The sequence below is a fragment of the Aquabacterium sp. genome (genome assembly GCF_004297345.1).
Taxonomy (GTDB): domain Bacteria; phylum Pseudomonadota; class Gammaproteobacteria; order Burkholderiales; family Burkholderiaceae_C; genus Aquabacterium.
This window is the reverse complement of sequence record NZ_SCTN01000112.1, coordinates 1-6,559: the sequence shown is the minus strand read 5'-3', so window position 1 is coordinate 6,559 and position 6,559 is coordinate 1. Positions and strand designations below refer to the sequence as shown.

The following is a 6,559-nucleotide window of genomic DNA, read 5'->3' as shown; positions in this document are numbered from 1 at the left end:
GGTGATGATCTGATCGGCGTCCACCTTGAGTTGGTATTCGCTCAGGCGCATGCTCATGGCGCGTCGAAATCGGGCATCGCCGGCCGGCTCGCCGTAATGCAGGGTCAGGGGCAGGAGCTTGTCGCCTTGTGTGACTCGCCGCAGGGCCGAGCCCAGCATGCCCACATCCAGCCAGGCTGGTGGCAAGGTGCCCAGGCCGGGCATGGGCCGTGCACCGGGCTCATGGAACAGCCCACGTATCAACGTGGTGGCATCGATGGGGGTGCTGGGCTGGAAGGGATGCGGCTTGGTGTCGCCTGGTGTGGGTTCGTTGATGGCGCGGGGTGTTTGCCGCACAAAGTAGCCTCGCTGGCTGCGAGCCTCGATCAGGCCCTGCGCCTGAAGCTGGTCATAAGCTGCCACGACCGTGTACGGGCTGACATCGTGCGTTCTGGCGCATTCGCGCACGGAAGGCAGCTTGCTGCCCGGAGCCAGCCAGTGCTGGCGAATGCGCTCGGCGAAGCGGTGCACCAGTTGTTCGGTGAGCGTCTGGTCGCTGTCGCGTGTCAGGGTGGGGCTGTCCATGGTGTGCAGGTGCAGTGGGCAAGCTGTGCCGGTGATGTGGCCAGTACAGTATGTTGACTGATGTGTTGATCTGTATTGGTTCTGTATTGGTGTTGGTGTCTACATTGCCACACATGAACAACACAAAGCAAGTCACTTTTGCACTTCAAGGACATCATTGGTGGCCCAGGGTATTGGGGCTCATGGCGGTCATGCTGTTCGCGATGACCTTGCCTATGACACGGCTGGCCAATGGCTCCTTGAGCGATCCCCAATGGCCGCCACTGTTCGTGGCCAGCGCGCGTGCGGCGCTGGCAGGTGTGCTGGCCATGGCGCACTTGTTGTGGGTCAGGGCCGCGTGGCCTGAGCGGGCGCATCGCCCCTGGTTGTTGGGCGTTGTGTTGGGCGGAGTGATGGCTTTTCCTCTGGGCATGGGGTGGGCTGTGCGCATCGTGCCGGCTTCGCATGCAGCCGTGATCACAGGCTTGCTGCCCTTGTGTACCGCCGCTTTGGCGGCCTGGTGGCTCGGGCATCGGCCGCGTCTGGGCTTCTGGTTGGCCAGCCTCGCCGGAGCCCTGGTGATGGGCGTGTTTGCCTGGACATCGTCGTCGAAGCAGGCGACGTCGGCTCATCTCACGCTGCTGGCTGATGGCGCCCTGGTGCTGGGCATGATGGGCGCATCCGTGGCCTATGTGGCGGGTGCTCGCCTGGCGCGGCAGATGCCTTCGGCGCAGGTCATGTCCTGGTCGCTGGTGCTGGCCTGGCCTGTGACGGCGGCCTTGGCAGTGTATTGGTGGCCGGCCCATATCCACAGCCTGTCGCAGGCCAGTGATCAGATTCAGTTGTCGGCCTGGTTGGGCCTGGCTTATGTGGCGGTGTGCTCAACCTGGCTGGGCTTCTTCCTCTGGTACGCCGCGCTGGCCCAGGACGCGATGCGCGTCAGCCAGTTGCAACTGCTGCAACCGCTGCTGGCCATGTTGATCTCGGCAGGCGTGCTGGGTGAGGCGGTGCCCATGAACGCCTGGTTGTTTGCTGTATCGGTGCTGGTGATCGTGCTGTTGGGGCAGCGCATGGCCACATCTCGCCCCATATCGACATCATCTTCCCTTCAAGTGAGACCTGCATGAGCCTGACCTTGGCCGCACGCACGCGGCACATGACTTCTTCCGCCATTCGCGAAATCCTCAAGCTCACCGAGCGGCCTGGCGTGCTCTCGCTGGCTGGGGGCTTGCCTTCGCCAGACAGCTTCCCGCTGGATGCGCTGGCGCATGCCAGTGAACGTGTATGGCGCACGCAAGGCGCACAGGCCATGCAGTACGCCAACAGCGAAGGCTTGATGCCTTTGCGTGAGTGGATTGCGCAACGCGTCAGCCTGCCGCAATGGACGGTGCGGCCAGAGCAAGTGCTGGTGACCACCGGTTCGCAGCAGGGCCTGGATCTGCTGGGCAAGGTCTTGCTGGATCCAGGCTGCAAGCTGCTGGTCGAGCAACCGACCTATCTGGGGGCGTTGCAGGCCTTCTCGCCTTATGAGCCGGCTTTCCAGGCTTGGCGTGCCGATGAGCAGGGGCCTGATCCTCTCGACCTGGCGCGGATGAGTGGAGCCTATGGGGCGAGTGGCCAGGTCGGCAGCGACGCCATACGTGCAGCCTACCTGGTCCCCAGCTTTCAGAACCCGACGGGCCATGCGATTGGTGCACCACGCCGCGCAGAGATCGCCGCTGAACTCAATGCCCATCACGTCACGCTCATTGAAGACAACCCCTATGGCGAGTTGTGGTTCGATGAGCCGCCGCCCGCACCCATTGCAGCCAGCGCGCCGCATCACACGGTGTATCTGGGTTCGCTTTCAAAGGTGCTGGCGCCAGGCTTGCGCATCGGCTATGTGGTGACGCCACCGGATGAGGCGCCAGGCGCGCTGGATCTGCGCGCGCGTTTGCTGCAGGCCAAGCAGGCCAGCGATCTGCACACGCCGGGCTTCAATCAGCGCCTGGTGCTGCAGTTGTTGAGCGATGGCTTTGATCTGGATGCGCATGTGGCCACGGTGCGCCAGCGCTACAAGGCCCAGCGGGATGCGATGGCGCAGGCGTTGAACCACCACCTGCCCGACGATTGCGCGTGGCAGGTGCCTCAGGGCGGCATGTTCTTCTGGGTACAGGGCCCGGAAGGTTTTGACGCGGGGGCCTCCTTGCCGGCTGCGGTTGAACGTGGCGTGGCCTATGTGCCGGGGGCGGCGTTTTATGTGGAAGCGCCACAGCAGGCCAGAAGGCAAATGCGCCTGTCTTTCGTGACGCTGTCTGTCGAGCAGATTCACGAGGCGGTGAAACGCCTGGCCGCGCATCTCGGCGGAGAAGGCCGGCGCGCCTGTTAACCTTGCAGCATGACTGCATTGTTCGAACAGGAGTTGGCTCGCCTGCAGGCGGCGCACCTCCAGCGCAAACGCCGGCAGGTGTCGCCCTTGAAGGCGCCTGCCGATCTAGCCCCCGCTGATGAAGCCTTGCGTGGCACGACCTATCTGATCGATGGGCAGCCTCGCTTGTCCTTTGGCAGCAACGACTACTTGGGGCTCTCGCAACATCCCGCCTTGATGGCCGCAGCCCACCAGGCCGTGGCGCGTTATGGCGTAGGGGCTACGGCCTCACCGCTGGTGTGCGGGCACAGTCCGGCGCATGAAGCGCTGGAGCAGGAACTGGCGGCCATGGTGGGCCTGCCGCGTGCGCTGTACTTCTACGCTGGCTATGCGGCCAATGTGGGGGCGATTCCTGCACTCGTGGGTAAGGGCGATGCGGTGTTTTCCGATGCGCTCAATCACGCCTGTCTGATCGATGGCATCCGCTTGTCGCGCGCCGAGTCGCACGTCTTGCCACATGCTGATATGGCGGCACTCGAAGCCGCACTGCAAGCCAGCTCGGCACGTCGCAAGCTGGTGGTGACGGATGCGGTGTTCAGCATGGATGGCAATGTGGCCGATGTACCGGCTTTGCTGACCTTGTGCGAGCGCTACGACGCCTGGCTGATGATCGATGACGCCCACGGCTTCGGTGTGCTGGGCGAGCGAGGCGAGGGCACCTTGGCGTACCACGGCATCGCGGGTGTGAACGGCGTGGCGCCTGCCTGGCAAGGGCGGCTGGATCGCCTGATCTACATGGCTACCCTGGGCAAGGCCGCAGGCGTTGCCGGTGCGTTCGTGGCCGGTGAGCCCAGCCTGGTCGAGTGGATCATGCAGAAGGCGCGCACCTATATGTTCGCCACGGCGGCGCCGGCCATGATTGCCGAATCCTTGCGGGCGGCCTTGGAGGTCATGCACGACGAGCCCGAGCGGCGCGCGCACCTGCGTGTCTTGCAGCGGCGTTTGCAGGATGGTGTGAAAGCGGCGGGCTTGCCCTGGACGCTGATGCCGTCCGATACAGCGATTCAACCGCTGATCATTGGCAGCAACGAAGATGCCTTGGCCGTGATGGCCAAGCTCGACCAGCAAGGCGTGTGGGTGCCCGCGATCAGGCCGCCCACGGTGCCTGAAGGTACGGCACGCCTGCGCATTTCATTGTCATCCGCGCACACGGTCGAGCACGTGGATCAACTCTGTGCAGCGCTGGCTCAGGCGGTGGCGTAGCCAAACAGCTTCTGGCGATTGAGCCGCATCATCACGTTGCCTCGCGGCACGGCGGCCACCACTTTGAACTCGGGCTTGGCGGTATCGCGCGGCTTGGTGTCGGGGAAGACCCAGCCGTCCGAGCTGATGAGGCTGTGCACTTGCGGCGTGTTGGCTGTTTCGCCTGGGCGCAGCACCACGGCGGTATCGCCATTGGCCAGCTTCACGAACGAGCCCGGCGGGAAGATGCCCATCTGCTTGATGATGGCCGATGCGTAAGGGTTGTCGGCGCCGCCAGATTTCAGGAAGAGCTCACGTGCGGCCACGTTCACGGCGATGGCCGGGCGGTTGGCACGTGGGCTGAGCTTGGCCAGGTACACATCGGTGTAATGGATCATGCAGGCCAGTTGGCTGAAGTCCTTGCGGTCTTGCGGCAGGCTGCGGCCGTCGGTGGTGACGTGGTGGTCTTGTACGGTGCGCAGCCAGTCCTGGCAGCTCACGTTGGATGACTCCAGTATCAGCCGGCCTTTGAGCGGGTGTGCATCAATCTCGGCGCGCTGTTGTGGTGTCAAAGGCGTGGCCTGCTGGGTCAGCGCGTTCTGCATGTCCAGCATCGCGATGTTCATCGTCAGGGCCGCGCGGATCAGCGTGGTGCGGTCGTTCTCTGTCCAACCAAAACGCTCAGCCGCCAGAGAGGCCACAAAGGCCGTCTGCAGTGAATGTGAGACCGAGTAGCCCGTTGGATCGCCATGCACCATTTCGAAGGTGCCTGCGTTGACGTCTTCCTTCATGGCGCCCTGAATTTGCGTCGATAGCTCACCGAGCTCTTGCGCAAATTGCGGGTTGTCTTTGTGGTTGCGCAGCAGGTGGCCGGTGCGCTTGAGGATGTTGGCCCACAAGGCAAACGGATCCTTGCGCGCCTGAGCAGCCTTCAGTTCGCGCTGATGGGCCTCGTACTCGTCCTGGTCCACAAACACGCCGCGTTCCATCAGCGTGTCGATCTGGGATTGGTCCGTCAGCAAGAAGCCCTTGCCCAGCAGCAGGTGCCCTGGCTCGTTGCGAACGTTCCAGGGCAGAGGCTCGTTGAGGCGGACCTGATGGGCGCACAGGCGCAAGAGCTTCATGTCTGTCCAATCACAAATGACAGTGGTCCTGAGAATTTCGGCCACAAAGTCAAAAAGTGAAAGAACCTAAACCCTTGCTTTCAGGTGGGTTCGCCAAATACGTCACGGCATGTCTTGGCGAAACCCCTTCAGATTCAGCTTTTCAGGTTCAATTCAGCCCGCAGCGAGTGCGGGAAGGCCTTGGTGATGTCCACTTCGATCAACTGGCCGATCAGGCGGTCGCGCAAGGCCTGCGTGGGGCCGGCCGCGAAGTTGACGATGCGGTTGCACTCGGTGCGGCCCATCAGCTCGGACGGGTCCTTGCGGCTGGGGCCTTCGACCAGGATCTTCTGCGTTTTGCCGACCAGCTCTTCGCTGAAGCGCCGCACATTGCCGTCCAGATAGGCCTGCAGGGTTTGCAGGCGCTGCAGCTTGACCTCTTGTGGCGTCGTGTCTTCCAGTGCCGCAGCCGGTGTGCCGGGGCGGGCGCTGAAGATGAAGCTGTATGAGGCATCGAACTCGATGTCCATGGCCAGCTTCATGAGCTTGTCGAAGTCTTCATCTGTTTCGCCGGGGAAGCCGACGATGAAGTCGGTGGACAGACGGATGTCAGGGCGCACGGCGCGCAGCTTGCGGATCGTGCTCTTGTATTCGAGCGTGGTGTAGCCGCGCTTCATGGCCATGAGGATGCGGTCCGAGCCGTGCTGCACGGGCAGGTGCACGTGGTTCACGAGCTTGTCGGTCTTGCCATAGACATCGATCAGACGCTGGCCGAACTCGTTGGGGTGGCTGGTCGTGAAGCGGATGCGCTCCAGGCCGGGCATCTCGGCGATGTACTCGACCAGGGTGGCGAAGTCGGCGATTTCGGTCGTGTCGCCCATCTTGCCCCGGTAGCCATTCACGTTCTGGCCCAGCAGGGTGATTTCCTTGACGCCCTGGTCGACCAGATCCGCCACTTCTGTCAGCACGTCGTCAAACGGGCGCGAGACCTCTTCGCCACGGGTGTAAGGCACCACGCAGTAGCTGCAGTACTTGGAGCAGCCTTCCATGATGGACACGAAGGCGGAAGCACCTTCCTTGCGCGGTGGCGGCAGGTGATCGAACTTCTCGATTTCGGGGAAGCTGATGTCCACCTGGGGGCGCTTGGAAATCTGGCGCTTTTCCAGCATGGCAGGCAAGCGGTGCAGCGTTTGCGGGCCGAAAACCACGTCCACATAAGGCGCACGCTCGATGATGGAGGCACCTTCCTGGCTGGCCACGCAGCCACCCACGCCGATCATCACGCCCTTGGCCTTGAGGTGCTTGACGCGGCCCAGGTCGCTGA

At 63.2% G+C, this 6,559-nt stretch carries 6 protein-coding genes; 3 read left to right on the top strand and 3 right to left on the bottom strand.

The window, feature by feature from the left end:
- A partial coding sequence (locus EPO09_RS03385) for a GntR family transcriptional regulator (RefSeq protein WP_290640143.1) occupies positions 1–564 on the bottom strand: 564 nt, incomplete at its 3' end.
- A 50-nt stretch (positions 565–614) separates the two neighbouring features.
- Between EPO09_RS03385 and EPO09_RS03380 the strand changes: the two genes are divergently transcribed.
- From EPO09_RS03380 to bioF, 3 genes are read left to right on the top strand one after another with little or no spacing between them, the layout of a single operon-like run.
- Positions 615–1,670, top strand: a complete 1,056-nt coding sequence (locus tag EPO09_RS03380) for a DMT family transporter (RefSeq protein WP_367200038.1) — start codon at positions 615–617, stop codon at positions 1,668–1,670.
- Positions 1,667–2,911 (top strand): PLP-dependent aminotransferase family protein, encoded by a 1,245-nt coding sequence (locus EPO09_RS03375; RefSeq protein ID WP_290640139.1) that lies wholly within the window; start codon positions 1,667–1,669, stop codon positions 2,909–2,911. Before EPO09_RS03380 ends, EPO09_RS03375 begins: the two co-directional genes overlap by 4 nt.
- Positions 2,912–2,920: 9 nt before the next feature.
- A complete protein-coding gene (gene bioF / locus EPO09_RS03370; protein ID WP_290640137.1) occupies positions 2,921–4,153 on the top strand; it encodes an 8-amino-7-oxononanoate synthase in 1,233 nt (410 codons plus the stop codon).
- Here bioF and EPO09_RS03365 read toward each other — a convergent pair.
- Complete coding sequence (locus EPO09_RS03365; RefSeq protein WP_290640135.1) at positions 4,138–5,256, bottom strand: HD domain-containing phosphohydrolase; 1,119 nt, start codon at positions 5,254–5,256, stop codon at positions 4,138–4,140. The two genes, bioF and EPO09_RS03365, sit on opposite strands and share 16 nt — an antisense overlap.
- A 134-nt stretch (positions 5,257–5,390) precedes the next feature.
- On the bottom strand, positions 5,391–6,559 hold a 1,169-nt coding region (gene miaB / locus EPO09_RS03360), incomplete at its 5' end, for a tRNA (N6-isopentenyl adenosine(37)-C2)-methylthiotransferase MiaB (protein WP_290640133.1).

Bases quoted from the DNA above. Each gene is read 5' to 3' on its own strand.
- EPO09_RS03380 (WP_367200038.1), top strand. From the start codon at position 615: ATGTTGACTGATGTGTTGATCTGTATTGGTTCTGTATTGGTGTTGGTG.
- EPO09_RS03375 (WP_290640139.1), top strand. From the start codon at position 1,667: ATGAGCCTGACCTTGGCCGCACGCACGCGGCACATGACTTCTTCCGCC.
- bioF (WP_290640137.1), top strand. From the start codon at position 2,921: ATGACTGCATTGTTCGAACAGGAGTTGGCTCGCCTGCAGGCGGCGCAC.
- EPO09_RS03365 (WP_290640135.1), bottom strand. From the start codon at position 5,256: ATGAAGCTCTTGCGCCTGTGCGCCCATCAGGTCCGCCTCAACGAGCCT.